The sequence below is a fragment of the Kordia zhangzhouensis genome (genome assembly GCF_001005305.1).
GTDB lineage: Bacteria > Bacteroidota > Bacteroidia > Flavobacteriales > Flavobacteriaceae > Kordia > Kordia zhangzhouensis.
This window is the reverse complement of record NZ_LBMH01000001.1, coordinates 277,901-303,565: the sequence shown is the minus strand read 5'-3', so window position 1 is coordinate 303,565 and position 25,665 is coordinate 277,901. Positions and strand designations below refer to the sequence as shown.

The following is a 25,665-nucleotide window of genomic DNA, read 5'->3' as shown; positions in this document are numbered from 1 at the left end:
TCTGTCTAGCAGAAACGAAGCTCATGGCAATCATTTTTACTAATACAATACACGGAATTTAATTGTGTGTTCTATCTTTTTCAACGCAGTAGTTACTTTTTTGTTGTATTCTTTATCAACGTCAACAATAACATATCCAACTTTACTATCGGTTGATAGGTATTGCCCGGTAACATTCAGTTCATATTTTGCCAATACTTTGTTGACTTTAGCCATGATTCCAGGCACATTTTTGTGAATATGTAAAAAGCGATGTGCATTGTTTTGACGTGGCAAACGAATGTTCGGAAAATTGACAGCATCAACTGTATTTCCTGAGTTGATATAGCCCATGATTTTATTTGGAACAAAATCTGCAATATCACGTTGTGCTTCTTCAGTACTACCACCAACATGTGGTGTTAAGATTACATTGTTCAATCCTTGTAGAGGAGTTTCAAAAGCACCATTGGCTCTAGGTTCTTGCGGATACACATCTACCGCAGCTCCTGCAATTTTTCCGCTTTCCAAAGCTTCTTTCAAAGCTTCAATATCTACTACAAATCCTCTAGCTAAGTTTACTAGCAGAGCTCCTTCTTTCATTTGGTCAAATTGTGCTTTCCCAAAGAAGTTTCTATTGGCAGCATTATCATCTACATGTAATGATACAACATCAGAAATGGCTAGTAATTCTTCCAAAGAACTGCATTTTTGTGCATTTCCAAGAGCCAATCGATCTTCGATATCATAATAGTGAACAATCATTCCCATCGCTTCAGCAAGTACCGACAATTGTTTTCCTATATTTCCATATCCAACAATCCCTAGTTTTTTACCGCGAACTTCTCGCGATCCTTTGGCTGTTTTATTCCACTGTCCGTTGTGAATTTCAGTGCTTCTAGGAAATATACTTCTCATGAGCATAATAATTTCACCAATAGCCAATTCTACCACAGAGCGTGTGTTACTGTACGGTGCGTTGAACACCACAATACCATGCTCTTTACAAGTTTCTAAATCAATTTGTTTGGTTCCTATACAAAAAGCCCCGATTGCCAATAGTTTTTTTGCGGCTTTGATTACTTTTGGTGTAACTTGTGTTTTAGAACGAATTCCTAATACATGGATGTCTTGTATTTTTTCAATCAAATCTTCTTCAGAAAGGCTATGAGATAAAATTTCTACGCTGAATCCGTCTTTAGAAAGTCTTTCAAAAGCGTCTGAATGAATATTTTCGAGTAATAATATTTTGATTCTATTTTTTGGATATGAAATATTTCTTGGAAGATCATTGACAAATAAGAACTCGTCTAAGGATGGTGTTACATGATCGGCTTGTTTAACAGCTTTTTCACGCTTTACATTTTCGGTAAACGCAAAAAACTTGTCGGCAACACCGGCTTCACGCATTACATAATCGCTATATCCATCACCTATAACTTGTATTTCTCCTTCTAATTCCATGTTTTTTAAGCATTGAATTTTTCCGTTGTGTTGTGAGAGTACGTTTTTTTCGTCAAAACCATTAATATACCCATCTTTGTCAAAAGTAAATGTATTAGCATATACACGTTCAGAAGGAATATTATATTCTTGGACGATAGGATCGATAAATTCCTTAAACCCACAAGAAATTACATAAATATCTTCTGAGAACTTTTCAAAAAACTCTTTATTACTTTCAATGGAAGCAGACACTTGTTGACGTAATTTTTGAATCAATTCGTCCAAATTGGATTGATGCGCTTTGAGCAATTGAATGCGACGTTCAAGCGATTCAGTAAAGGAGATTTCTCCATCAATTCCTTGATTGGTAATTTCTTGTATCTCTTCAATAATTTGCTCCTTTTTAGGATTTCCTGCCAAAGAGATTTCAGCCAAAACATCAAGTGCTTCTACACTAGTGAGTGTACTGTCAAAATCGAAAATGTAATTTTTTTGAGCCGTTTCCATGTTGTCATAAAATAAGTGCTAAAAATATTAAAACCATTCTATAAATACCATGTCTTTTGTAAGATTCCATCAACAATTCTAATAGTTTTGTTGATAAGCTTCTCCGAAAGTTTCAAATTGAAAGTTTTTTAGTTAATCTGTGATTTTTTAAAGGTTAAGAAATATACATTTCATAAAATATTTTGCTAAAAAAATAACGAGATAATCTGTTGACGAGTGAAGACAAACAAACTGGTATTATTCTCTAGAAAATTGTAGATATAGTTTATTAAAGTAGGGTTGAAAACATTCCCTTTCGTTGTATATTGAGAAAGGGAATGTAAGCACTCTAAAAACACTAAATGATAGTTGATTGACCGACTCTGATATTGCCACAGTTGATGTGTATTGCTTCGGTGTCAGCTATATATTCTTCAATAAAGGTTCCTACGTTATCTGTAGAATAGTCTCCACTTGCATTCAAATCGGGCGTGCAAATTTCTAACTCAATTGCATGGGCTACAGCTTTACGAATCATAGTTGCTTCTTCTAATAAATTAAAATGATCTAAGAGCATTGCAGCCGATAAGATAGAAGCGATTGGATTGGCAATACCTCTCCCTGTCGCTTGAGGATAGGAACCATGAATTGGTTCAAATAATGCATATTTTTCTCCAATGGAAGCAGAAGCTAACAATCCAATAGATCCACCAATAATGCTAGCTTCGTCAGAAATAATATCGCCAAACATATTTTCGGTAAGGATAACATCAAACTGACTTGGATTGAGCACTATTTGCATGGCTGCATTGTCTACAAAAAGGAACTCCAAGGTAGTGCCTGGATATTGTACAGCAATTTCAGAAACTACCTTTCGCCATAAACGTGAAGTTTCTAATACATTAGCTTTGTCTACTAATGTTACTTTTTTATTCCTTTTTTGAGCAGCTTTGAATGCTAAATGGGTTATGCGTTCTATTTCTTCTTTACTGTATGTACACAAATCAGAAGCAACTGTGCCTGCTTCGTTTCTGCTTTTTTCACCAAAATAAATACCACTAGTCAACTCTCGATATATAACAATGTCGGTATCTTGAATGATGTGTCTTTTTAAAGGCGATTTGTCCAACAATGCATCATAAGCTTTTACTGGACGAATATTTGCATATAAACCTAAGGCTTTACGCAAGGCTAATAATCCTTGTTCTGGACGTACTTTTGCATCAGGATTGTTGTCATATTTTGGATCACCAATTGCACCAAACAAGATTGCATCTGCATTTAAGCAAGTATCTAAGGTTTTTTGAGGTAGCGGATTGCCAGTTTTGTCAATAGCGATGGCACCAACCAATGCTTCTTCAAATATAAAATTGTGCTGATATTTTTCAGCAATGGCCTGCAATATTTTAATAGATTGTTGAGTGACTTCAGGACCAATTCCGTCTCCTGAAAGTACAGCTATATGTAAGTTCATTTGATTAATTATGTTGTTGTTCGAATGCTTCAATTTTGGCTAAGTTGCTTACTAAAAAGTCGATATCATCATACCCTTTTTGTAAGCACATTTTTTTATAAGGATCAATTTCGAAAGTTGCTTTGTGTTTATTTTCTATAGTTATAGTTTGTTTTTCTAAGTTAATCTCAATTTTAGTTGACGGATCTTGTTGAATGCTTTGCAATAACATTTCAAGAAAAGCAGGAGTTACTTGTATAGGTAATACATGATTGTTCAGAGCATTTCCTTTAAAAATGTCTGCAAAAAAACTAGAAACAATGACATTAAACCCAAAGTCTTTCAATGCCCAAGCTGCATGTTCTCTACTAGAACCACAACCAAAATTATGTCCGGCCACTAAAATTGAACCGCTATATTGTGATTGATTTAATACAAAATTTTCGTTACGACTTCCATCTTTGTGATAGCGCCAATCTTTGAATAAATTATCACCAAAACCAGCTCTGTCAGTAGCTTTTAAAAAACGAGCAGGTATAATTTGATCAGTATCTATATTTTCAACAGGCAAAGGATAAGCTGTTGAAGTGAATGTGTTGAATGTACTCATAATTAAACTTCTTCTAAAATTGGAACAGAAACATCTACAATTTTACCTGCTACAGCAACAGCGGCTGCAACTAAAGGGCTTGCTAATAGTGTTCGCGAACCTTGTCCTTGTCTGCCTTCAAAATTTCTATTGGAGGTAGATATACAATACTCACCATTTGGGATTTTGTCGTCATTCATTGCCAAGCAAGCAGAACAACCAGGTTGTCGTAATTGAAAACCAGCATTTTTAAATATAATATCTAACCCTTCTTCTTTAATTTGTTTTACAACTAATTGTGAACCAGGAACTAACCATGCGGTTACATTGGAAGCTTTTTGTTTTCCTTGTACATAACGAGCAACAACTCTAAAATCTTCAATACGAGAATTGGTACAACTTCCAATGAATACATAATTAATAGGCTGTCCAATAAGAGAGCTTCCTTTTTTAAAATTCATGTATTGCAATGATTTATCTAGGTTGGAATCTCCAAATTTTGGAATTTGGTCAGACAACTGCATGCCCATTCCTGGGTTTGTTCCATAAGTAATCATCGGAGTAATATCTGTTGCATCAAACGAATATTCTTTGTCAAATTTAGCTCCTTCATCAGTGTATAAAGTTTTCCAATAAGCTACTTTTAAATTGAATTCAGTTCCTTTGGGAGCAAATTTTCGATTTTTTACATATGCAAATGTAGTTTCATCTGGAGCAATCATTCCGCCACGTGCGCCCATTTCGATGCTCATATTACACACAGTCATGCGACCTTCCATAGACATGTTTTCAAATACTTCTCCTGCAAATTCAATAAAATGTTCGGTGCCACTATCAGTTCCTAATTTTGAGATGATATAAAGTATTACATCTTTTGGTAAAACATTTTTTTGCAAACTTCCGTTAACGGTAATTCGCATTTTTTTAGGTTTTGTAAGCAGTAATGATTGACTAGCAAATACTTGAGCTACTTGACTTGTTCCAATTCCAAAAGCAATGGCTCCAAAAGCACCATGCGTTGAGGTATGACTGTCTCCACAAACCATGGTCAAGCCCGGTTGCGTAATGCCTAACTCTGGCGCCATTACGTGTACAATTCCGTTGTACTCATGTCCAAGCGCATAGAGTTCAATTCCATGCGCTTTACAGTTTTCTTGAAGTTGTTGTAGTTGATTTCTAGATAATTCATCCTTTATAGGTAAATGTTGATCTATAGTTGGTGTATTATGATCAGCAGTAGCTATAATTTGTTGAGGACGAAATACAGGAATTTTTCTTTTTTTTAATTCATCAAATGCTTGCGGACTAGTTACTTCATGAATTAAATGTTTGTCTATATATAATATTTGTGGCCCATTGGGAATACTATCTACAACATGAGCGTCCCACACTTTATCAAAAAGAGTTTTCTTCATAACCTAAGCGTACATTTGTTTGGAGATAGCACTCATTTTTACAATTTGATGAATGTCATTATCAGTTACTTCTTTATGCTTGTCAGCAAAATGCAAAAAGTCTCGGTATACTGTATCTAATTCTTGCTTAGTCAGATTATAACCTACATTTTTTGCTCTATAGGCAAGTGCTGCACGACCACTTCTAGCAGTTAATACAATTGAAGATGTCGTTGCACCTACATCTGTTGGATTCATAATTTCGTAAGTTTCTCGATTTTTGATAACACCATCTTGATGAATTCCAGAACTGTGTGCAAATGCATTTGTTCCTACAATTGCCTTGTTAGGTTGTACAGGCATTCCCATGGTTTCTGAAACTAGTTGACTGATGGATGTTAGCATTTTGGAATTAATATTCGTATTTAATTCTAAGTATGGATGCTGTTTTAAAATCATCGTCACTTCTTCAAGTGAAGTGTTTCCAGCACGTTCTCCAATTCCATTGATTGTACATTCCACTTGACGTGCACCATTGAGAACTCCTGCAATAGAATTTGCAGTTGCCAACCCGAGATCATTATGACAATGACAAGACAAAATTGCTTTGTCAATTCCTGTCACATTTTCTTTAAGATATTTAATCTTCTGTCCATATTCTTCTGGTAAACAATATCCTGTTGTATCAGGAATATTCAATACTGTAGCGCCTGCTTTGATTACAGCTTCACAAACTTTCGCCAAGAATTCGTTATCACTGCGACCTGCATCTTCTGCATAAAATTCTACATCTTCTACAAATGATTTGGCGTACGTTACTGCGGCTACTGCACGCTCAATAATCTGATCGGGAGTTGCTTTGAATTTGTATTTCATGTGCGATTCGGACGTTCCAATTCCTGTATGAATTCGCGGGTGTTTTGCATATTTTAATGCTTGTGCAGCTATTTTTATATCATTTTCTACAGCACGTGTTAAACCACAAACGGTAGCATTTTTAACCAACTTAGCAATTGCTTCTACTGATTGGAAATCACCTGGACTTGATACCGGAAAACCAGCTTCAATTACATCGACTCCAAGTTTGTCTAATTGACTGGCAATTAATAGTTTTTCGGTAGTGTTTAATTTACATCCTGGAACTTGTTCACCATCTCGTAAAGTTGTATCGAAAATATAGACTCGATTTGAACTCATGAATTAAAAATTTTGCGTGTTTATTTCATTTTATTCACACGAATGTATACTTTGTATTTCCCAAAAGGACGCATAGCTTTTGGAATTTTACAAAAGCTAACATTGTCTAAAATTGATTTAACTAATTGATAATTAGTTTTTTATAAAAATGTAATTTACAATGCCAAACGCACAAAATGAACCTTTATTTGTATTAATCAAATCGTTGTCAAAATCTGAGAAACGACAGTTCAAATTGTATGTAGGTCGTTTTGAAGGCAACGTAGATGCTAAATTTTTGGCTCTGTTTACGTTTTTGGATAAAAGTCAGACGTATGATGAACAAGCAATTTTGGCTAAGAAGATTGTAACCAAGCGACAGTTATCAAATTTAAAAGCAAACTTGTACAAACAAATTCTACGGAGTTTACGCTTAAATCCAGCACAGCATAATATTCGAATAATGATTAGAGAACAGTTAGATTATGCTACTATTTTATACAATAAAGGATTGTACACGCAGAGTTTAAAGTTGCTCGAAAAGGCAAAATTATTAGCGTTAGAGCATCAAGAGAAAAATGTGGCATATGAAATTGTGGAGTTGGAGAAAGTGATAGAAACACAATATATTACCCGAAGTATGGAAAGTCGTGCAGATGAACTTTCTGCGGAAGCAAAAATACTAAGTGTTCAAAACACATTAACGAGTAAGTTATCTAACTTATCATTAGAACTATACGGTTTACTTCTCAAAGTAGGGTATGTAAAGAATAAAAAAGACCATGTAGAAATTACAAACTATTTTCATAAGCGTTTGCCTAAAGTTGAGTATAACTCACTTGATTTCCGAGAGAAATTATGGTTATATAAAGCGCATTTGTGGTATAGTTTTTTAACACAGGATTTTTTGTCGTGTTACAAATATGCTTCCAAATGGGTGCAATTATTCGAGCAGAATCCTAAAATGAAAGAGATTAATCCTGTATTTTATTTAAAAGGAAATCATTATTTGTTGGAATCGTTGTTTTATTTAAAACATGAGGTAAAGTTTAAGGAAGTACTATTGCAGTTGGAAAGCGATATTAATCAAGAGATTATTCCACAAAATGACAATACAAAGGTGTTAAGCTTTTTGTATGTATATATGAATAAGTTGAATTATCACTTTTTAACAGGAACGTTCAGCGAAGGTTTGTATTTGATAGATGAGGTAAATGAGCAGATTGCCGCTTTTGAAAATAGAATTGACCAACATCATGTAATGATTTTTTATTATAAGATTGCATCGTTGTATTTTGGTGCAGGCGAAACGAAAAATTGTATTGATTACTTGCAAAAGATTATTAGAGACAAGTCTTTAAAAGTTCGTGAAGATTTGTTGTGTTTTTCACGAATTTTAAATTTAGTGGCGCATTACGAACTTGGTCTTGATTATCATTTAGAAACTCAGTTAAAGAGTACTTATAAATACTTATTAAAGATGGATGATTTGCATGAAGTTCAGAAAGAAATGATTGCTTTTTTGCGTGGATTGGGAGATATTTATCCACATCAAATTAAAAAAGCGTTTAAGGAGCTTCATGCTAAGTTGAAACCTTATGAAAATCATCCGTACGAGCGTAGAGCGTTTTTGTATTTGGATATTTTGTCGTGGCTAGAAAGTAAGATAGAAAATAGGCCTGTTGCAGAAATTATTCATGAAAAGGCTAAGTTATTATTGCGATAAAAGCGCAGATAGCTGTACTTCACTTTACGTACAGTTTTTTTATAGCATGAAATGTTTCACATAAAAAAAGCGATTGAATTTTTTCAATCGCTCTGTGTTAGTATAGGGTAAATTTTTTATTGTGTAATATTTGTAGATGCTTGTACCGTAATTGCTTGAACGTCTCTGTCAAACAAATACAATCCACCTTTGTCGTCACCTATCAAATTAATCTTGTCTAAAATCGTACGAGCCAAAGCTTCTTCTTCAATTTGCTCGGCTACATACCATTGTAAAAAGTTATGCGTAGCATAATCTTTTTCTTGTAAGCTTATATGTACCAATTCGTTAATACTTTCAGATACTTTTACTTCGTGATCAAATAACTTTTTAAACATTTCTTTGAACGAGCCAAATTCTTTAGGTGGCTGTCTAAGGTCAGAAATTGTTGCATGTCCGCCACGTTCGTTAACGTATTTAATTAATTTCAACATGTGCATGCGCTCTTCGTCAGAATGTGAGTACATGAAAGAAGCAACACCTTCAAAACCTTGAACTTCGGCAAAACTTGCCATTGATAAATATATTTGAGATGATTCGGCTTCGATTCTGATTTGTGCGTTCAATGCACTTTCCATATTTTTTGATAACATAGCGTTTTCTTTTTTGCGATATGTAAAAATACGCATAAGTAGCGAGTTTTACTTACGTGAAGGATAATTTTAATTTATTCTAACTAAAGGAATTACTTATAGTTTATTAGTTTTTTTGAAATAGCGTGAAAATATATGGACGTTCACCACCAAACGGATTGACATAAGTGTGCTGAAAACTTTCTACTAGTGAAAATTGATTTCCTAAACGTTCTGAAAGCATTTCTGTGTTGTATCGCTGCAATGGCAATCCACTACATTTTTCAGCACCTTCTAACGAAAATACAGCAATTAGGACATATCCTTTAGGACTGATAATTTTTTTTATAAGATCGAAATATGCGACTTGTTCTTCCTCAGATAAAAAGAAATGTAACACCGCCCTATCAATCCATAAATCAATATTGGATAATGTTGAAAGTTTTGATGAATTAGTTAGGTCATCCACGATGCATTGCAAATCATATTGATAGGTTTTAGCAATGCGGCTATGCAATTTTTGTAAAGCTACATCACTTATATCTGAAGCGATAATAGTCTCATAACCGTTTTCTAGAAGAGCATCTACTAAAGTAGTAGTTCCTGCACCTACATTTAAGATGGTGGCATCCTTAGCGATTGATGTTTTTTTAATCAAATCTAACGTAGTGACTGGATCAGATTCATACCAACCTAGTTCATTGTCTTCCTTTGTTTCATATACCGTGTTCCAGTGAGATTTGCTGTTCATAGTTTAGTTTATTGTAGCGCCATTATTGACTCCTTTTTCATCTGGATTTACAAAAACAAGCTTTCCTTCAGGAGTTTCAGTCATTAAAATCATTCCTTCACTTTCAACACCGCGTAATTTTCTTGGAGCTAAGTTGATTAAAACGGTTACTTTTTTACCAATTATTTCTTCAGGAGCAAAGCTTTCCGCAATTCCAGAAACAATAGTTCGAGTGTCTAAGCCTGTATCTACTTTTAAAACTAATAGTTTTTTTGCTTTTGGCATTTTTTCAGCTTCTACGATTGTTCCGACGCGAATATCCAACTTTGTAAAATCATCAAAAGTAGCGATGTCTTTTTGCGGTGCTGCTTTTTTATGAGCAGCTTCGTTTGCTTTTTTAGTAGCTTCTAGTTTGTCCAATTGCGCTTGAATTTCTTTATCTTCTATTTTTGCGAATAACAATTCACCTTCATTGATGGAGTGTCCTGCTGGAAGGAATTCTTCTTTTTGAGAAATATCATTCCAACCTAAATCTGTGTCAAGCGCTAAAATATGTTTTAATTTTTTAGAAGTAAACGGTAAAAATGGCTCTGATAACACTGCGATTGCTGCTGCAATTTGCAACGCAACATACATGATTCCTTTAACTTCTTCAGGATTTTCTTTGATTTTTTTCCAAGGTTCATTGGCTTGTAAAAACTGGTTTCCTAAACGGGCCAAATTCATCAATTCTTGGCTAGCTTCGCGGAAACGATAGCGTTCAATCGAACTCGCAATAACAGCAGGAAAATGTTGTATTTGTTTTAATTCTTCATAATCTCCAGTATTTTCTGGAATGATTCCATTATAATACTTATGTGTCAATACGACAACACGATTGATGAAGTTTCCTAAAATAGCAACTAATTCGCTGTTGTTTCGAGTTTGAAAATCTTTCCAAGTAAAGTCATTATCTTTTGTTTCAGGCGCATTTGCAGTCAGTGTATAACGCAACACATCTTCTTTTCCTGGAAAATCTTCTAAATATTCATGTAACCAAACAGCCCAATTTTTAGAGGTTGAAAGTTTATTTCCTTCCAAATTCAAAAATTCATTTGCAGGCACATTATCAGGTAAAATAAAATCTCCGTGTGCTTTTAGCATAGATGGAAAAATAATACAGTGGAACACAATATTGTCTTTTCCTATAAAATGTACCAACTTTGTGTCTTTATCTTTCCAATAGGGTTCCCAATTTTTTCCTTCACGTGCAGCCCATTCTTTAGTTGCAGAAATATAACCAATAGGCGCATCAAACCATACGTATAATACTTTTCCTTCGGCACCTTCAACAGGGACAGGAATTCCCCAGTCTAAATCTCTCGTTACTGCTCGTGGACGCAATCCGTCATCAATCCATGATTTTACTTGACCATGTACATTTGGTTTCCAATCATTTTTATGTCCTTCAACAATCCATTCATTTAAAAAATCACTGTACTTATCTAAAGGTAAAAACCAATGTTTAGTTTGTTTAAGTGTTGGCGTATTTCCAGTAATGGTTGATTTTGGGTTGATTAGTTCTGTTCCACTTAATGAGCTTCCGCAGTTTTCACATTGATCACCATAAGCTTCTTCGTGTCCGCATTTTGGACATGTTCCTGTGACAAACCGATCTGCTAAAAATTGATCTGCTTCTGCATCATACAATTGCTCAGAGGTTTCTTCTACAAATTCACCGGCTTCATATAATTTTTTAAAGAAATCAGAAGCTGTTTTATGATGAATTTCAGCAGAAGTACGCGAATAGTTGTCAAATGAAATCCCAAAATCTTCAAATGACTTTTTAATCATTCCATGATATTTGTCAATAATATCTTGAGGAGATACACCTTCTTTTTTGGCACGCATTGGAATGGCAACACCATGTTCATCACTTCCACACATGAAAGCAACGTCGTTTCCTGTTAGTCGTAAATAGCGTGCATAAATATCTGCAGGAACATATACACCTGCCAAATGGCCAATATGGATAGGTCCGTTAGTGTAAGGTAATGCTGCAGTAATGGTATATCGTTTGGAATTTTGAGTCATTTCGTAAAATTTCTATTCAAATTAAATTCATTTTTGATGTATTGCTCATCAAAAATGCCGTAATCAACGTGCAAAAATAATTATTTTACGTTCCAAATCTTTAAAATTGTAGTGTAATCTATACTCAAAAGTCACAAAAACGATATTTTTTAGCGATTCGTCTAAAAATGAATTTTGTAGTTCTGTTACAAAAGAATCTATATTTTTTCGAGTACATTTAATTTATGAATCAGCCAAAACCATTACAAAAAGGAGACACTGTTGGTATTTTATCGACAGCTCGTAAGATTTCGATAGCAGAAATAGAAGCTGCGATTGAATTATTGCATAGTTGGGATTTGAAAGTCGTGTTAGGAACAACAATTGAATCTGAAGCGGATCAATTTGCGGGAGATGATATGACGCGTGTGATGAATTTTCAGCAGTTTTTAGATGATGATGCAATTAATGCAATTTGGTGCGCGCGTGGTGGGTATGGTACCATTCGAATTATTGATGAATTGGATTTTTCAAGATTTATAAACAGCCCAAAATGGATTGTTGGCTATTCGGATGTTACTGTTTTGCATAGTAAAGGACAACAACTGAATGTAGAAACTTTGCATGCTACCATGCCAATCAATGTTGCTAAAAATAGCTTAGAGTCATTAGAGAGTTTGCGAAAAGTTTTATTTGGTGAGCAAGTACATTACAAAATTCCTTCGGCAGAGTTTAATAAAAAAGGAGTGGTTTCTGGTGAGTTGATTGGAGGAAATCTGAGTATGCTGTACAGTATGTTAGGTTCGGATTTACAATTAAAAACGAGCGGTAAAATTTTATTTTTGGAAGATTTGGATGAATATCTCTACCATATCGATCGAATGATGATGAACTTAAAGAGAAATGGTTATTTTGAGCAATTGGCAGGGTTAATTGTTGGAGGAATGACAAAAATGCACGATAACACGATTCCATTTGGTAAAAAAGTACATGAAATTATCCTCGAAGCAACTTCAGAGTATACGTTTCCTATTTGTTTTAATTTTCCAGCAGGACATATTGCGGACAATCGTTCATTAATTTTTGGAAGAAAGGCAAAACTAGATGTTGGTGCGATGGTAGAATTGAGCTTTTAACAGTACTCATAAACACTTAATTTTCTTTTTGACTTAGTAAGAATAGATAGTCTCCATGTCTATTTTCATAATCTTTGATAACCCTTTGAATTTCCCCAGAAGCAATGTCTTGAGTGAGTTTTTCTAGTCCTTTTTGAACTTCTTCTTGGTTGGCTAGATTTACAAATGAAGAAATACCTTTACGTACGTTTTCATCCAAATACATTTCTGGATTGTGTTTACCAACATACAGAAATTGATCTTTAAGGTCAGGTTGTATAAAATAACGTTCCGTAAATAAATCTGTAAATCCAGCAGCTTTCATTGCCTCTGTAATATTTTTCAAGGAAGGCATTTGTTCAATAGAAGCTTCAAGCATTTTAGGAAAGTAATGATTTAACCAATAGCCTTTCATTTGTTTAGGTGTTGAAGTAAAAAATACTACATTCGCATACGGTTTCATTACTCGATATAATTCAGCAAATCCTTTTTCAAGATCATTCCAGTGATGAAGTGTTAAAGTTCCAATAACACCTTCTACATGAGTATCATTAAGTGGAATATTTTCAGCAGAGCCAAGTTTCCAATGTATTTCGGGAGCATTTTGCTTGGCTACCGATAGCATTTCTTTGGAAGGATCAATTCCTATAAATTTGGTTTCTTTATTGTGCAAATGTGCAGTGTAATTGCCTGTTCCGCAGCCAATATCTAAATAAAAACCATGTTGACGAGGATTCAAATGGTAGTGAAGTCGCTCTAGCAAAAATGGATCTGCCTTGCGAGTCATGTTATAGCCTTTTCCAATGTGATCGTAGGTTACTTTCATATGACTAAGATTTGGAAACTTTTTAAAAATATAAGCACTTTTGTAGAGCGTTTCTTATAGATTTTTGGTTGGTTTAAGTTGAAAATGAACGATAAGATACGTAATTTATCCCAAAAAAGAACGGAATATCTGATGGCAGTACATAATGAATTAGGAACGGAAGGTGAAAAATTAGCAGTTACCCATCTTATCAAGCATGGTTATGAAGTGTTGGAAACCAATTATTATTTTCAAAAAGCAGAAGTTGATATCATTGCAAAAAAAGAAAATATTCTTGTAGCAGTAGAAGTAAAGACAAGAACATCAGCTGCTTTTGGGAATCCTGAAGAATTCGTGAGTTCTAAAAAAATCAAGCTGTTGGTAAAAGCGATAGATTACTATATTGAAGAAAACGATTTAGATGTTGAGGTAAGATTTGATATTATCGCAATATTGCGTAATAAAGAAACTTTCACAATTACACATTTAAAAGATGCGTTTTATCATTTTTAAAATTTTATGTTATAATTATAACAATTTGTTTTGAAAATACATTTGATGTTCTTATTTTTATTGCCTACAAAAATTATAGATTTTCATGAAGACAATTTCATCAATCGTTGAAGAATATATTAAGACAAAACCATTCTTATCTAGCGCATTATCACAAGGAATTATCAATTTGACTTCACTTTCTCGATTAATAAAACCAGAAATAGAGCATCAACTTGGGAAAGAGGTAAAAAATGGAGCAATCGTAATGGCTTTAAAACGTTTGTCGTCTGAATTGGAATTTCGTGTGACACATCGTGTATTGAAACTTGTTCGAAATATTGGGGAAATAACCGTGCGTTCGTCTTTGAACGATTACACTTTTAAAGTCACCGAAACATTATTGAAGAATCAAGCTGCATTTATGTCTGAAATAGAAGGATTAAATACGGTATTTTATACTTCTTCGCGAGGTGTAAATGAGTCGAATATTGTAGTGAGTAATGAAGTAGCTGAATTGGTAGGGAAAATATTTAAGAATGAGATTTTATTGGAAAAACAAGAAAATTTATCCTCTATTACAGTAAAGTTGCCAAAAGATAATGTGAATGTTCCAGGAATCTATTACTTTATTTTTCAGCGTTTATCTTGGGAAGGTGTTAATATTTACGAGGTCATTTCAACAACGAATGAGTTTACCATTTTAGTAAATGATGAACAGGTAGATAAAGCTTTCACGGTAATTAAAAATCTAAAATCTCTGTAATAAAAATATTGACGTTTCATTGCGTATTAATAAGTGTTCCAAAAAAACAGGTGTTTCTACGTTGTGTAACTTATAAATAATTTCAGTACTTTGCTTTGTGTAATGAGTCAGTAAGTATAAGCTAGCTAGCCACTAGTCTTTTAATACTTTGTGACAAAATTTATCTATTTCTGCGTTTCCCCTAACGTACTCCTTTTACTTGCTCTGTAAGAGCTATCGAAGAAGATTATAGTAATTAAATTAATAATTGATTGCACTATTGTTGTAAATCAGTAGGTCGTGTTGTTCGTATATTAAACAATATGAATTTTGTATAAAATACTAACTGCTAGCTTTTTATCTAAGTGGTTAATAAAAGGTTTGCGTGGAAGGATTGACGTTTCTGTTTAGTTACTAGGTAGATCTTAAGGGTAATTTTTCTAAAGGAAAATTGATTTATCAGATTTGAAATTCAACCTCTAAAGCGTAATTTTAGTTTTACGAGAAATCCCGCTCATTGAGCGGGATTTTATTATTATTCTAAATATTTTTATTCTTCTTCGGTATAAAATTCAACCAATTCTTTTACTCCATAAGGCTTTCCTATAATTCGCTTTTCTTTATTGAGCACAAAAAATGTTGGTGTAGCGCTAACATCATAGATGTTTCCAATCTCGTTATCCCATTTTTCTAATCCTAAAATATGAATAAAGTCAGGATAAAAAGAACTTTCGTTTGCCCAATTGGCGCGTTCATCTTCTAAACCAATTGCGATGACTTGAAACTTTCCTTTTTCTTGTGTTGCTATAAATTCTTTTAGTTTAGGTAATTCTTCTAGACAGTGCGAGCATGTACTACTCCAAAAAACAATAACATAATTTTCTGCAGTATCCAATTCACTTAATTTATGAGTTTTATTGTCTTTAATCCAAGTAATTTCGGGAGCTACTTCTCCAAAAGAAAGTCTTTTATATTTTTTCAATTTTTCTACAAGAGCGGAGTCATTTTCTTGAGATGCAAGTTCAATCAAATAGGTATCTGCTATATAATTGGCAATGTCTTGATTTTCCAATACAACCATTTGTTCCCATAGAACACCTAAGAGTGTTTTTTGATAGTCTTTTGCTACAGGTTTTATTTTTTCAATGATTGTAGCAATGTTTATTTTATATTCTTTTTCTAGCTCTTCACCAGTAAATTCTTTCATTGGTAAAGCTGTAAACACATAATTAGAAATTTTGTTTGCAATAAAATCAGAGTTTTGTAATACAGGGTCTGAAAAGTTTACATAATCAAAGTAATGCTTTTTAATATGATTTACCATTACTTCTGGAGTTTCGTAACTCGTTGGAATATATGTTTTGCTAGCTTTGATGAAATGACTTGCGATAGTGCCTTCTGCTTCTTTTTCAAAAACCGTTTGTGTTTCTTTAAGTGTATTGAAAATTGTTAAAAACATGTTTTCGTCGGCTTCTCCGTTTTGGTAGAAGGTGTTGATTTGCCGTTTTACTGTATTGACACTAGAAAAGTAGGAAGTATATAATTTATTTTCTTTCGAAATTGTGAAGTCAACATTACCTTCTTCAAAAGTAAATACAATGTCTTCGTCTCCACTGTATATAAAATCAAAGTTTTCTGACTCTTGCGGCAATCCATAAACAAGTCGATACATTCCTTTTTCTGCCGTAGGCGAAAATGTATAACTCATTTTGCCTTCGGTTAATTTCCCATTACCTATATATTTTTGAAATGTAGGAGTAAGTTTATAGATGATAAACCACTCATATTTCTCTGCAGGAGAAAATGTACCTGAAATAGTTTTCTGCGCCTGAAGAAACAAAGGTGTCGCTAACAGGATAAGAAGTATTTTTTTTATCATTTGATTGTTTTTTTAAAACTATTCAATAATTAAGCCAAAGCCAAATTACACAATTTTTTCCATCACTTCTAGAGCTCGCTTCACAGTTGTGATTTTATCAAAAGTTAATAATAAACGCAATCCATTGCGAGTTTGTTTTTCTTTCATTTTACACAAAGATGGATTTTGTTGTACAAACTGTAACACCTTTGTAAACATTGAACTTTGGTAAAATTCAGATTGTTGATCGGCAATAAAGTACCCTATTAGTTTCCCTTTTTTCATAAGAATTTTTTCAAGTCCGATTTTGGTGGCAATCCATTTAATGCGGACAGAATCCAATAAGGCTAAAGCAGGCTCTGGAAGCGGACCAAATCTGTCAATTAATTCGCTTTCGTAGATTTGTAGCTCTTCTTCTGTCTTGAGTTCACTCAATTTATTATACAAAACCAAACGTTCAGAAACAGTATTGATGTATTCATCTGGGAACAAAAGTTCAAAGTCAGTATCAATTTGAGTTTCTTTCAAGAAAACCTTTTCTTTCTTATTTTCTTGTTCTTCATAAAGCTCTTTGAATTCGTTTTCTTTGAGTTCTTCAATAGCTTCACTTAATATTTTTTGATAGGTATCAAACCCAATTTCATTGATAAAACCACTTTGTTCACCACCCAAAAGATCACCAGCACCTCGTATTTCTAAATCTTTCATAGCAATATTAAAGCCGCTTCCTAAAGTGGAAAATTGCTCTAAAGCACTGATTCTTTTACGAGCATCTTCTGTCATTGCCGAATATGGAGGTGTAATAAAGTAACAAAAAGCTTTTTTATTGCTTCTACCTACACGACCACGCATTTGATGTAGGTCGCTCAACCCAAAATTGTTGGCATTGTTGATAAAAATAGTATTCGCATTTGGTACGTCCAAACCACTTTCAATAATAGTAGTTGATACCAATACATCAAATTCACCATTCATAAATGAAAGCATTAATTTTTCTAGCTTTTTACCTTCCATTTGTCCGTGCCCAATACCAATTTTTGCATCAGGAACTAACCGTTGAATCATGCCAGCAACTTCCTTGATATTCTCTATTCGGTTGTGAATAAAAAACACTTGTCCACCACGTTGAATCTCATAACTTACAGCATCTCTTATGACTTCCTCGCTAAAACGAATTACATTGGTTTCAATAGGATAACGGTTTGGTGGAGGTGTATTAATAACAGATAAATCACGTGCAGCCATTAAGCTAAATTGCAGAGTTCTTGGAATTGGCGTGGCAGTAAGTGTTAGAGTATCAACATTTGCTTTAATAGTTTTGAGTTTATCTTTAACTGCAACACCAAACTTTTGTTCTTCATCAACAATCAATAAGCCAAGATCTTTAAATTTTACGGCTTTATTAACCAATTGATGTGTTCCTATGACGATATCAATAGTACCTTCTGCAAGTCCTTTCAATGCCTCATTTTTCTGTTTTGTAGTTCTGAAACGATTTAAATAATCGATGGTTACAGGCATTTCACTCAATCGTTCACTAAAGGTTTGATAATGTTGAAACGCTAAGATTGTGGTAGGAACTAAGATGGCTACTTGCTTGCCATTATCAACCGCTTTAAAAGCAGCTCGAATTGCAATTTCTGTCTTTCCAAATCCAACATCTCCACAAACCAAACGATCCATTGGACGTTCGCTTTCCATGTCTTCTTTGACATCTTGTGTAGCTTTGGATTGATCAGGCGTATCTTCATACATGAAAGATGCTTCCAATTCGTGTTGCATGTAGGTGTCAGGACCATATTGAAATCCTTTTTGTAAGCGTCGTTTTGCATATAATTCAATTAAATTATACGCTATATGTTTAACACGAGCTTTGGTTTTTTGTTTTAGTTTTTTCCAAGCGTTAGAACCTAACTTATAAATCTTGGGAGGTTTTCCGTCTTTTCCGTTATATTTTGAAATTTTATGGAGTGAATGTATGCTTAGATATAAGATATCACGTTCGCCATAAATTAGTTTGATGGCTTCCTGTTTTTTTCCTTCGACATCAATTTTTTTAAGACCTCCAAATTTACCAATCCCATGATCAATATGTGTTACATAATCCCCAACTTCAAGATTTGTTAATTCTTTAAGCGTGATAGCTTGCTTTTTTGCATAGCCATTTTTTAGATGGAATTTGTGATAACGCTCAAAAATTTGATGATCTGTATAACAAACAATTTTTTGTTCATGATCTACAAATCCTTGATACAAAGGGAGTACAATTGTTTCGTAAGTTACTTTTCGTTTAACTTCCGTAAAAATATCGTCAAAACGTTTAGCTTGTTGCTCGCTGGTACAGGTAATAATGTTGCGATATCCTTTTGCATGAGTTTCGTTCAAGTTTTCAACAAGCAATTCAAATTGACGATTGAATGAAGGTTGAGGAGCCGTTTGATAATGAATATAAGTGTCTGCTTTTAGCAAAGAATTGGAGGCTAGTTCAACAACTGTATAATCTAATAATTGACGTTGTAGTAGCTCTTTTGTGCAGAATAACTCTTCAGGAGTATTATGCTTGATTTCTGTAGATAGCTCTTGAAAAGCTTTGGTAGCTTTTACAAATAACTTGTCTACACGGCTCAGTAATAATTCTATGTTTTTAGCAAAGACAATTGTTTTACCGGGAATGTATTTTAAAAAACTTTCCCGCGATTCCTGCAACGCTTTATTTTCAACATTTGGGATAATGCTGATTTTTTTAATTCGCTCTGTAGAGAGTTGAGTTTCTACATCAAACGTACGAATACTGTCTACTTCATCACCAAAAAACTCTATTCGATATGGTTCGTCGTTGGAAAAGGAATATACATCTACAATTCCACCACGTACTGAAAATTCACCAGGCTCGGTTACGAAATCTACGCGATGAAAATTGTATTCAAACAAAGTTTCATTAACAAAGTCGATAGATAGTTTATCATTAACCGATATTTTAAGCGTATTTTTTTCTAATTCTTTTCGCGTTACAACTTTTTCGAATAAAGCATCTGGATATGTAACAATTAAAGAAGGTTTTTTTCGAGAATTGATTCGATTTAATACTTCTGCTCGAAGCAATACATTGGCATTGTCAGTTTCTTCAATTTGGTATGGCCTCCGATAGCTACCAGGATAAAAAAGCACATCTTTATCATTTAACAGATGCTCTAAGTCATTCAAATAATAAGCCGCTTCTTCTTTATCATCTAAAACGATAATAAAAGGCATTTCACTTGCTTTAAATGCTGCAGAAATAGCAAAAGACAGACTAGATCCTGTTAAGCCTTTAAGGTGTATTTTTTCTTGATTTTTGGCAATAGCTTGTTGCAATTTCCCAAGTTCGGGAGATTGTGAAAATAGTTGCGAGATTTCAGATATACTCACGGTTTAGCAAATTTTGTCACAAATATACTATGCTACCGCTAGATATCATAATCTATGGAAAATCAGATGAGAAATTTGTTTAAAAAGACGATAGAATACGTATATTTGCAACACAAAAAAATAACAAATGTCTATATCAGATTTATATTCAAGTGGATTTCGTGAGCGAAATCAAGATCACTTTGCGGCAATCGTTCGCGTTGCAATGAGTGACGGCATAATCACAGATGAAGAGAAGGCCTTTTTAGATAGAATGGCTAATAATTTAGATATCTCTGAGAGCGATTATAAGGAAATTTTAAAAGATTATAAAAATCACCCTATAAATCCACCATCAATGTATAATGAGCGTTTGGATCGTTTGTATGACCTAGCTCGTATGGTATATGCAGATCATGATTTAGGGCCTAAGCAAACTGTTATGTTAGAGCGTTTGGGAATCGGATTAGGATTTTCTCCAGAAAATGTATCGTACATTGTACATAAAGCATTGATGTTAGTTGGAAAAGGAGTAGACTCTGACGATTTTAAGGATGAAATTAAAAATATGAATCGTTAACAAGAAACGATTTTGTAGAGAATATAAAAAAACCGAGCTTAATTGCTCGGTTTTTTTATTCGTTATTTTTCTATCTTACTAATAAAAAGGTCACATGCGCATGAAAAATGACACGACATTATTTTAAATGCTTGTATATCTTTTTTAATAGCGTTTTTTCGTCAAATGGTTTTTCTATAATATCATTCATGCCCATTTTCTTATAACGTTTTTTATCATCGTCGTATAAGTTGGCAGTAATAGCTAAGATTGGAATTGTTTTGCAATTCTGCACTGGTAGAGAGCGTATCATTTTTGTAAGTTCATCTCCATGTGTTCCAGGCATACGAATGTCCATCAATATTAAATCATATTCATTGTGAATTACACTTTCAATGACATCTTCACCATTGCTAATGATGTCTAAGAAAAAATGTCCTTCCTGTGCTAAAATCTTCAATACAGCCATTTGTGCCAATTCAGAGTCTTCTGCAAGAAGTATATTGTATTTTTCCTTAGATAAAAAGTTTTTATGTTCAATATCTGATTTATCTTCCAGAGAAATACTTTCTTGATTAATTGGGTATTTAAAACTTACGTTTAGCTTAAAAGTGGTTCCTTCTTTTTCTTTACTTTCCACATAAATTTTCCCTTCCATTAATTCTACCAATCCTTTAACAATTGATAAGCCAAGACCTGTGCCAGAGTATTTCTGCGGATTGTTAAGTTGTGTGAAACTGTTAAAAATAGTGTCAATTTTATCAGCAGGAATTCCAATCCCAGTGTCGCTAATACGAATGTTTAGGTTTACTTTTCGCGCTCGTCGTTGATTTTCTTTAATGTTGAGCGTTACTTTCCCTTTGGAAGTAAATTTAAGAGCATTTTCAATTAAATTTTCCAATACTTGTTTGATGCGTGTTTTATCGCTTTCAATATATTTTGGAATTTTAGGATCTAAATCTACGTCAAATTCTATATTTTTTTGTCTCGCTTTTACACTATATGTAAAGTTCAACATTTCGATTAGTTCATGAAAGTTGAAAAGTTCTTCTTCTATAGACAGTTTGCCGACTTCAATTTTAGACATTTCTAAAATGTCACCAATCATGTTTTTTAGATGATCTGCAGATGATTTAATGACTTCCACATAATCTTGTTGCTCTGTAGTCATGTCGGTTTTTTGTAAAACCGAACAAAAAGAAGTAACACCTGTGAGCGGATTGCGAAGTTCATGACTAAAATTAGCAATGAACGTATTTTTAAAATCTTCTTTTTCCTTCAGGTATTTATTTTTTAATTCTAGTACTTGTGAATTAATCACAGATTCGTTTCTACTTTGCGCTACTTCTTGATAGTATGTGTAGTGGTCGGAAAAGTCGTGAATTATAATTAAAGTAGGTTGCCCGTTGGCAAATGTTTTAAATTCAATATCACAAGTATATTCTTGTGCATCTGTATTTTCAAGATGTACACAAGTAAATTTTATATCATTGTCTTCTTGTATGTCAAAATAAGCCGCAAGACCTTCAAAAAAAGGACTTACGGAGGCAATTTCATCCCCTTTTTTAAGTGAAAACAATACGTCGTCACTTTCTAATACCTTTCCTAGATTATCAATCGTAATAAATTGCGTTCTAGGATGAAAATATTTTCCTCTGTAGGTTTCTAACATCATAATTATTTTACGAGTTCTTTAGCTAAAGCAATAAACATGTCATCTACTTTGTCACCAGTTTTAGCACTTGTAAAAAAGTTAGGTGATACACTGAAGATGTCTTTATTTTCTTTTAAATAGCTTTTCGTAACTAAGTCTGCTTTGTTCCCAACAACTTTGAGGGGCGTGTTAGGATATTGATCGGTTAGATAGGTTATATCGTCTTTAAGGTTTTCAAAAGTTGCTGGGCGAGTTACATCAAAAACGTAAATAAATCCGTGCGTTCCTAATAAATAAGAAGCTCTAGTTTTTCTTATATCATCGTATCCTTCTAAATCCCAAATGATAAGAGAGATAGTCTCGTCAGCGGCAATTTTAATTTCTTTTTTTAAAATATGTACTCCGATGGTTACTTTATAATCAGACGTAAATGTATTTTCGACAAACTGTCGAATTAAGGAAGATTTTCCCACGCCAAAGTGACCAAGTAGGATTATTTTTTTAGAGGCTTTCATTCGTACTAAAGTAGAATTCTAATTCGTTAGTAATGTCTTTTTCTTTGATCTCGCTCAAGTCGTCAAATAAATTCAAAAAGTTATCGGTAAAATTAAAGATAATATCTTGAATTTTATTTTTAAAGATAAGATTATATTCGCCAGAAATCGCAACTGCGATGTAAAAAGATACAAAGTTCTGAATATGAATGTGATACAATTCGTATTCAATCAATTCTAAATTTTGACCTTTTTCATTGAAAGCATCCTCCACAAAACTTTTGATAGCAGTTAGCATACCAGAAATCATATCTTTGTCAATAGTTTCAGTTTTAGCATATTGACCAATTAGCAAGCCAGAATTTTTTTCAATTACAAGTACTTGTTCTACTTGTGATATGGAAGATAACTCACTCAACAACAGTTCTTCTTCTCGTACACCACCAAACCATGATTTGAATTTCCGCTTCCAACTTTTCGCAGAAAAACTATCTTCCAATTGCTTGTTGATGCGCTCTGTTAATAAACTAATTTCTTGCGAAATATACTTTTTAATCATTTTTCCCATAATGGGATACAATGCTTCAACAACCTGATCTTTTGAGTTTTTTATTTGTTCAGCAAGCGCTTCTGTGATGGTAGGACCAAGCGTTTCTGGAATTTCTTCAATAAACTCTTCTAATCGTTGGTCAATAATAGGATCAACTTTATGAGACAGTTTTTTTTGCTCGTTGATAATCTCTTCAAGCGCTTTGATTTTTTTGTGTATTGATTCCGCATACGCACGATCATCCGTGAGTAATAAGTCTTTTAATAACGCTAATTTATCAGCTTCCGTCATAAATACACATACAAATGTCTATTGAAATTTACTCTTTTCCTATCTTTTCTCCAAGATTGATTAACAGTTGTCCTAATTGTCGACGATCTACTTTTTTCTCGTCTAAATCATCCAACTTGTTTTCAATGTTAGATTCCAATTCTGTAATACGAATATTCAGGTCAGTACTTAGATTATCAATGTTTTGAATTAATTCTGATCGGACTTCTTCTATTAAGTTTTCCAATGCCTTCTTCTTGGCAAGGATGTCACTTTTGATATTGTCAAACTCAGAATTATAGGCTTGGATATTTTCTCCAAAAATTAAATTCTTTATCGCTTCAATCTTAGTAGATGGATCAGAAATGCTTGGATTTGTGAGATCAGCATCATTGGTATTTTTACCTTTTGTAGCCATGTAGAAGTATTTTATTATACAAGGGTTCTACAACAAAAGTAACAATTTTTAATAAAGTGAATACTTTTCCTATGAGTTCTTCATGAAGTCCTTTGCTTTTTCTACCATTTTTCTGCTTCCACAAAAAATAGGAACACGCTGATGAAGCTCTGTTGGTTGGATATCCATAATGCGTTGAAAGCCGTCAGAAGCAAGGCCGTTAGCTTGCTCAGCCAAAAACGCCATTGGATTACATTCGTATAACAATCGAAGTTTTCCATTAGGAGCTTTGGAAGTTTGAGGATATATATAAATACCTCCTTTAATTAAATTTCGGTGAAAGTCTGAAACCAATGATCCAATGTACCTTGAAGTATACGGGCGATCTTCTTTTTCTTCTTGACAATATTTTATGTAATTTTTTACACCTTGAGGGAAATGCGCATAGTTTCCTTCGTTGATAGAGTAAATAGAACCTGTTTCAGGAAATTGCATATTTGGATGCGATAAGTAAAATGTACCAATAGCAGGATTTAAAGTAAACCCGTTTACACCATGTCCCGTCGTGTAAACCAACATGGTTGAGGTACCGTAAATTACATAGCCAGCAGCTACTTGTTGGTTTCCTTTTTGAAGAAAATCATCAATTGTTACGGGTGTTCCAACTGGTGTAACTCTTCGGTATACCGAAAAAATTGTTCCAACCGATACATTTACATCAATATTAGAAGAGCCGTCGAGCGGATCAATTAAAACAACATATTTATTTTGGTTATTTTCATCTAAACTATTAATTGCAATAAAGTCATCGTTCTCTTCAGATCCAATTCCGCATACAATATTTCTATTGATTAAAGTTTGAATAAATTTATCATTCGCATATACATCCAGCTTTTGTTGATCTTCACCTTGGATATTTGTTTCTCCAGCAGCACCAATAATATCAACCAATCCGGCTTTGTTTACTTCGTGGTTTACAACTTTTGCTGCCAATCGGATAGAGTTGATTAATCGTGAAAGTTCACCCGAAGAATATTTAAACTCTGCTTGATTTTCAATGATAAATTCTCCTAAGGTTTGATTTTTTTTAGCCATTTTGTATACTTTGTTTCTCAAATCACAAATATCGATAATTTTGTAAAACTATAACGTTTTCGTAAAAATTATAATTTTTGCCTTGTTACCTTTGCGTAAACATTTCAAATTCTATGAACTATACGATTCGAAAAGCGGTTGAAACAGATGTAGATGCTATTTTTCGCTTAATTACTGAACTTGCTATTTTTGAAAAAGAACCTGAGGCTGTAATCATCACACCAGAAATGTTGCGAAATGATGGCTTTGGTAATATTCCTAAATTTCATTGTTTTATTGCAGAAACTCCCGAAAAAGTTGTTGGAATTGCTTTAGTATATATGCGGTATTCAACATGGAAAGGAGAAGTACTTCACTTAGAAGACTTAATTGTAAATGAGGAAGCGCGAGGAAATGGAATAGGAGGAGCTTTGCTAAAAGAAGTAATTATGTATGGGCACGAATTAGGCGTGAAACGTATTGGTTGGGAAGTGTTGGATTGGAATACTCCTGCGATAGAATTTTATGAACATATTGGAGCGAATGTTATGAGAGATTGGCATGTTGTACAATTAGATGAAAAAGGGATTCAAAAATACATAGAAAAAAATAGGTAAGGTTTT

Annotated in this window: 22 protein-coding genes; 6 read left to right on the top strand and 16 right to left on the bottom strand. The window is 33.6% G+C overall.

The window, feature by feature from the left end; all coding sequences use genetic code 11:
• Positions 1-39 precede the first annotated feature (39 nt).
• The 5 genes from serA to AA088_RS01420 all read right to left on the bottom strand — a co-directional run bounded on the left by serA (position 40) and on the right by AA088_RS01420 (position 6,544).
• Positions 40-1,932: a phosphoglycerate dehydrogenase gene (serA, locus tag AA088_RS01440; protein WP_046743140.1), complete on the bottom strand. Its 1,893-nt coding sequence runs from the start codon at positions 1,930-1,932 to the stop codon at positions 40-42.
• Between the two features lie 337 nt (positions 1,933-2,269).
• On the bottom strand, positions 2,270-3,385 hold the full coding sequence (gene leuB, locus AA088_RS01435; protein ID WP_046743203.1) for a 3-isopropylmalate dehydrogenase: 1,116 nt from the start codon (positions 3,383-3,385) through the stop codon (positions 2,270-2,272).
• Positions 3,386-3,389: 4 nt separating this feature from the next.
• Positions 3,390-3,974 carry a 3-isopropylmalate dehydratase small subunit gene (gene leuD / locus AA088_RS01430; protein WP_046743139.1) on the bottom strand — a complete coding sequence of 195 codons (585 nt, stop codon included), beginning with the start codon at positions 3,972-3,974 and terminating at the stop codon, positions 3,390-3,392.
• Positions 3,975-3,976: 2 nt separating this feature from the next.
• Positions 3,977-5,368, bottom strand: a complete 1,392-nt coding sequence (gene leuC / locus AA088_RS01425; RefSeq protein ID WP_046743138.1) for a 3-isopropylmalate dehydratase large subunit — start codon at positions 5,366-5,368, stop codon at positions 3,977-3,979.
• Between the two features lie 3 nt (positions 5,369-5,371).
• On the bottom strand, positions 5,372-6,544 hold the full coding sequence (locus AA088_RS01420; RefSeq protein ID WP_082106500.1) for a 2-isopropylmalate synthase: 1,173 nt from the start codon (positions 6,542-6,544) through the stop codon (positions 5,372-5,374).
• 160 nt (positions 6,545-6,704) lie between these two features.
• On the opposite strand from AA088_RS01420, the gene AA088_RS01415 reads away from it, so the two are divergent.
• Positions 6,705-8,249 carry a hypothetical protein gene (locus AA088_RS01415; protein ID WP_046743137.1) on the top strand — a complete coding sequence of 515 codons (1,545 nt, stop codon included), beginning with the start codon at positions 6,705-6,707 and terminating at the stop codon, positions 8,247-8,249.
• A 116-nt stretch (positions 8,250-8,365) separates the two neighbouring features.
• On the opposite strand, the gene AA088_RS01410 is transcribed toward AA088_RS01415, so the two are convergent.
• The 3 genes from AA088_RS01410 to metG form a co-directional block, all read right to left on the bottom strand.
• Positions 8,366-8,881 carry a ferritin gene (locus AA088_RS01410; RefSeq protein WP_046743201.1) on the bottom strand — a complete coding sequence of 172 codons (516 nt, stop codon included), beginning with the start codon at positions 8,879-8,881 and terminating at the stop codon, positions 8,366-8,368.
• A 106-nt stretch (positions 8,882-8,987) separates the two neighbouring features.
• Positions 8,988-9,611 carry a class I SAM-dependent methyltransferase gene (locus tag AA088_RS01405; RefSeq protein WP_046743136.1) on the bottom strand — a complete coding sequence of 208 codons (624 nt, stop codon included), beginning with the start codon at positions 9,609-9,611 and terminating at the stop codon, positions 8,988-8,990.
• Positions 9,612-9,614: 3 nt separating this feature from the next.
• Positions 9,615-11,663 (bottom strand): methionine--tRNA ligase, encoded by a 2,049-nt coding sequence (gene metG, locus AA088_RS01400; RefSeq protein ID WP_046743135.1) that lies wholly within the window; start codon positions 11,661-11,663, stop codon positions 9,615-9,617.
• 224 nt (positions 11,664-11,887) lie between these two features.
• On the opposite strand from metG, the gene AA088_RS01395 reads away from it, so the two are divergent.
• Positions 11,888-12,778, top strand: coding sequence for a S66 peptidase family protein (locus AA088_RS01395; RefSeq protein ID WP_046743134.1), 891 nt, complete (start codon positions 11,888-11,890; stop codon positions 12,776-12,778).
• Between the two features lie 16 nt (positions 12,779-12,794).
• Here AA088_RS01395 and AA088_RS01390 read toward each other — a convergent pair whose 3' ends face one another.
• On the bottom strand, positions 12,795-13,583 hold the full coding sequence (locus AA088_RS01390) for a class I SAM-dependent methyltransferase (RefSeq protein WP_046743133.1): 789 nt from the start codon (positions 13,581-13,583) through the stop codon (positions 12,795-12,797).
• Positions 13,584-13,715: 132 nt separating this feature from the next.
• Here AA088_RS01390 and AA088_RS01385 point away from each other — a divergent pair, with 132 nt between their 5' ends.
• A complete protein-coding gene (locus AA088_RS01385) occupies positions 13,716-14,075 on the top strand; it encodes a YraN family protein (RefSeq protein ID WP_046743132.1) in 360 nt (119 codons plus the stop codon).
• A gap of 85 nt (positions 14,076-14,160) precedes the next feature.
• Complete coding sequence (locus AA088_RS01380; RefSeq protein WP_046743131.1) at positions 14,161-14,820, top strand: hypothetical protein; 660 nt, start codon at positions 14,161-14,163, stop codon at positions 14,818-14,820.
• 529 nt (positions 14,821-15,349) lie between these two features.
• On the opposite strand, the gene AA088_RS01375 is transcribed toward AA088_RS01380, so the two are convergent.
• Positions 15,350-16,678, bottom strand: coding sequence for a thioredoxin-like domain-containing protein (locus tag AA088_RS01375; RefSeq protein ID WP_052752738.1), 1,329 nt, complete (start codon positions 16,676-16,678; stop codon positions 15,350-15,352).
• Positions 16,679-16,723: 45 nt separating this feature from the next.
• Positions 16,724-20,065, bottom strand: coding sequence for a transcription-repair coupling factor (gene mfd / locus AA088_RS01370; protein ID WP_046743130.1), 3,342 nt, complete (start codon positions 20,063-20,065; stop codon positions 16,724-16,726).
• A 127-nt stretch (positions 20,066-20,192) separates the two neighbouring features.
• Between mfd and AA088_RS01365 the strand changes: the two genes are divergently transcribed.
• Entirely contained in the window at positions 20,193-20,624 is a 432-nt protein-coding gene (locus AA088_RS01365) for a tellurite resistance TerB family protein (protein WP_046743129.1), read from the top strand.
• Between the two features lie 118 nt (positions 20,625-20,742).
• Here AA088_RS01365 and AA088_RS01360 read toward each other — a convergent pair whose 3' ends face one another.
• The 5 genes from AA088_RS01360 to fbp form a co-directional block, all read right to left on the bottom strand.
• On the bottom strand, positions 20,743-22,278 hold the full coding sequence (locus tag AA088_RS01360; RefSeq protein WP_052752737.1) for an ATP-binding response regulator: 1,536 nt from the start codon (positions 22,276-22,278) through the stop codon (positions 20,743-20,745).
• A gap of 2 nt (positions 22,279-22,280) precedes the next feature.
• Positions 22,281-22,772, bottom strand: coding sequence for a Rab family GTPase (locus tag AA088_RS01355; protein WP_046743128.1), 492 nt, complete (start codon positions 22,770-22,772; stop codon positions 22,281-22,283).
• A complete protein-coding gene (locus tag AA088_RS01350; protein WP_046743127.1) occupies positions 22,759-23,592 on the bottom strand; it encodes a hypothetical protein in 834 nt (277 codons plus the stop codon). The genes AA088_RS01355 and AA088_RS01350 overlap by 14 nt, the downstream gene beginning before the upstream one ends.
• Before the next feature lie 28 nt (positions 23,593-23,620).
• Positions 23,621-23,989 (bottom strand): fructose 1,6-bisphosphatase, encoded by a 369-nt coding sequence (locus AA088_RS01345; protein WP_174442394.1) that lies wholly within the window; start codon positions 23,987-23,989, stop codon positions 23,621-23,623.
• Positions 23,990-24,058: 69 nt separating this feature from the next.
• Positions 24,059-25,063 carry a class 1 fructose-bisphosphatase gene (fbp, locus tag AA088_RS01340; RefSeq protein WP_046743126.1) on the bottom strand — a complete coding sequence of 335 codons (1,005 nt, stop codon included), beginning with the start codon at positions 25,061-25,063 and terminating at the stop codon, positions 24,059-24,061.
• Positions 25,064-25,176: 113 nt separating this feature from the next.
• On the opposite strand from fbp, the gene AA088_RS01335 reads away from it, so the two are divergent.
• On the top strand, positions 25,177-25,659 hold the full coding sequence (locus tag AA088_RS01335; RefSeq protein WP_046743125.1) for a GNAT family N-acetyltransferase: 483 nt from the start codon (positions 25,177-25,179) through the stop codon (positions 25,657-25,659).
• Positions 25,660-25,665: the final 6 nt, after the last annotated feature.

Excerpts from the sequence above, each read along its gene's own strand:
- AA088_RS01380 (WP_046743131.1), top strand. The coding sequence starts at position 14,161 with ATGAAGACAATTTCATCAATCGTTGAAGAATATATTAAGACAAAACCA.
- AA088_RS01410 (WP_046743201.1), bottom strand. The coding sequence starts at position 8,881 with ATGTTATCAAAAAATATGGAAAGTGCATTGAACGCACAAATCAGAATC.
- AA088_RS01375 (WP_052752738.1), bottom strand. The coding sequence starts at position 16,678 with ATGATAAAAAAAATACTTCTTATCCTGTTAGCGACACCTTTGTTTCTT.
- leuD (WP_046743139.1), bottom strand. The coding sequence starts at position 3,974 with ATGAGTACATTCAACACATTCACTTCAACAGCTTATCCTTTGCCTGTT.
- AA088_RS01360 (WP_052752737.1), bottom strand. The coding sequence starts at position 22,278 with ATGATGTTAGAAACCTACAGAGGAAAATATTTTCATCCTAGAACGCAA.
- AA088_RS01390 (WP_046743133.1), bottom strand. The coding sequence starts at position 13,583 with ATGAAAGTAACCTACGATCACATTGGAAAAGGCTATAACATGACTCGC.
- leuC (WP_046743138.1), bottom strand. The coding sequence starts at position 5,368 with ATGAAGAAAACTCTTTTTGATAAAGTGTGGGACGCTCATGTTGTAGAT.
- AA088_RS01350 (WP_046743127.1), bottom strand. The coding sequence starts at position 23,592 with ATGACGGAAGCTGATAAATTAGCGTTATTAAAAGACTTATTACTCACG.
- leuB (WP_046743203.1), bottom strand. The coding sequence starts at position 3,385 with ATGAACTTACATATAGCTGTACTTTCAGGAGACGGAATTGGTCCTGAA.
- AA088_RS01420 (WP_082106500.1), bottom strand. The coding sequence starts at position 6,544 with ATGAGTTCAAATCGAGTCTATATTTTCGATACAACTTTACGAGATGGT.
- AA088_RS01385 (WP_046743132.1), top strand. The coding sequence starts at position 13,716 with ATGGCAGTACATAATGAATTAGGAACGGAAGGTGAAAAATTAGCAGTT.
- AA088_RS01345 (WP_174442394.1), bottom strand. The coding sequence starts at position 23,989 with ATGGCTACAAAAGGTAAAAATACCAATGATGCTGATCTCACAAATCCA.
- AA088_RS01415 (WP_046743137.1), top strand. The coding sequence starts at position 6,705 with ATGCCAAACGCACAAAATGAACCTTTATTTGTATTAATCAAATCGTTG.
- serA (WP_046743140.1), bottom strand. The coding sequence starts at position 1,932 with ATGGAAACGGCTCAAAAAAATTACATTTTCGATTTTGACAGTACACTC.
- AA088_RS01335 (WP_046743125.1), top strand. The coding sequence starts at position 25,177 with ATGAACTATACGATTCGAAAAGCGGTTGAAACAGATGTAGATGCTATT.
- fbp (WP_046743126.1), bottom strand. The coding sequence starts at position 25,063 with ATGGCTAAAAAAAATCAAACCTTAGGAGAATTTATCATTGAAAATCAA.
- AA088_RS01395 (WP_046743134.1), top strand. The coding sequence starts at position 11,888 with ATGAATCAGCCAAAACCATTACAAAAAGGAGACACTGTTGGTATTTTA.
- metG (WP_046743135.1), bottom strand. The coding sequence starts at position 11,663 with ATGACTCAAAATTCCAAACGATATACCATTACTGCAGCATTACCTTAC.
- AA088_RS01365 (WP_046743129.1), top strand. The coding sequence starts at position 20,193 with ATGTCTATATCAGATTTATATTCAAGTGGATTTCGTGAGCGAAATCAA.
- AA088_RS01355 (WP_046743128.1), bottom strand. The coding sequence starts at position 22,772 with ATGAAAGCCTCTAAAAAAATAATCCTACTTGGTCACTTTGGCGTGGGA.
- AA088_RS01405 (WP_046743136.1), bottom strand. The coding sequence starts at position 9,611 with ATGAACAGCAAATCTCACTGGAACACGGTATATGAAACAAAGGAAGAC.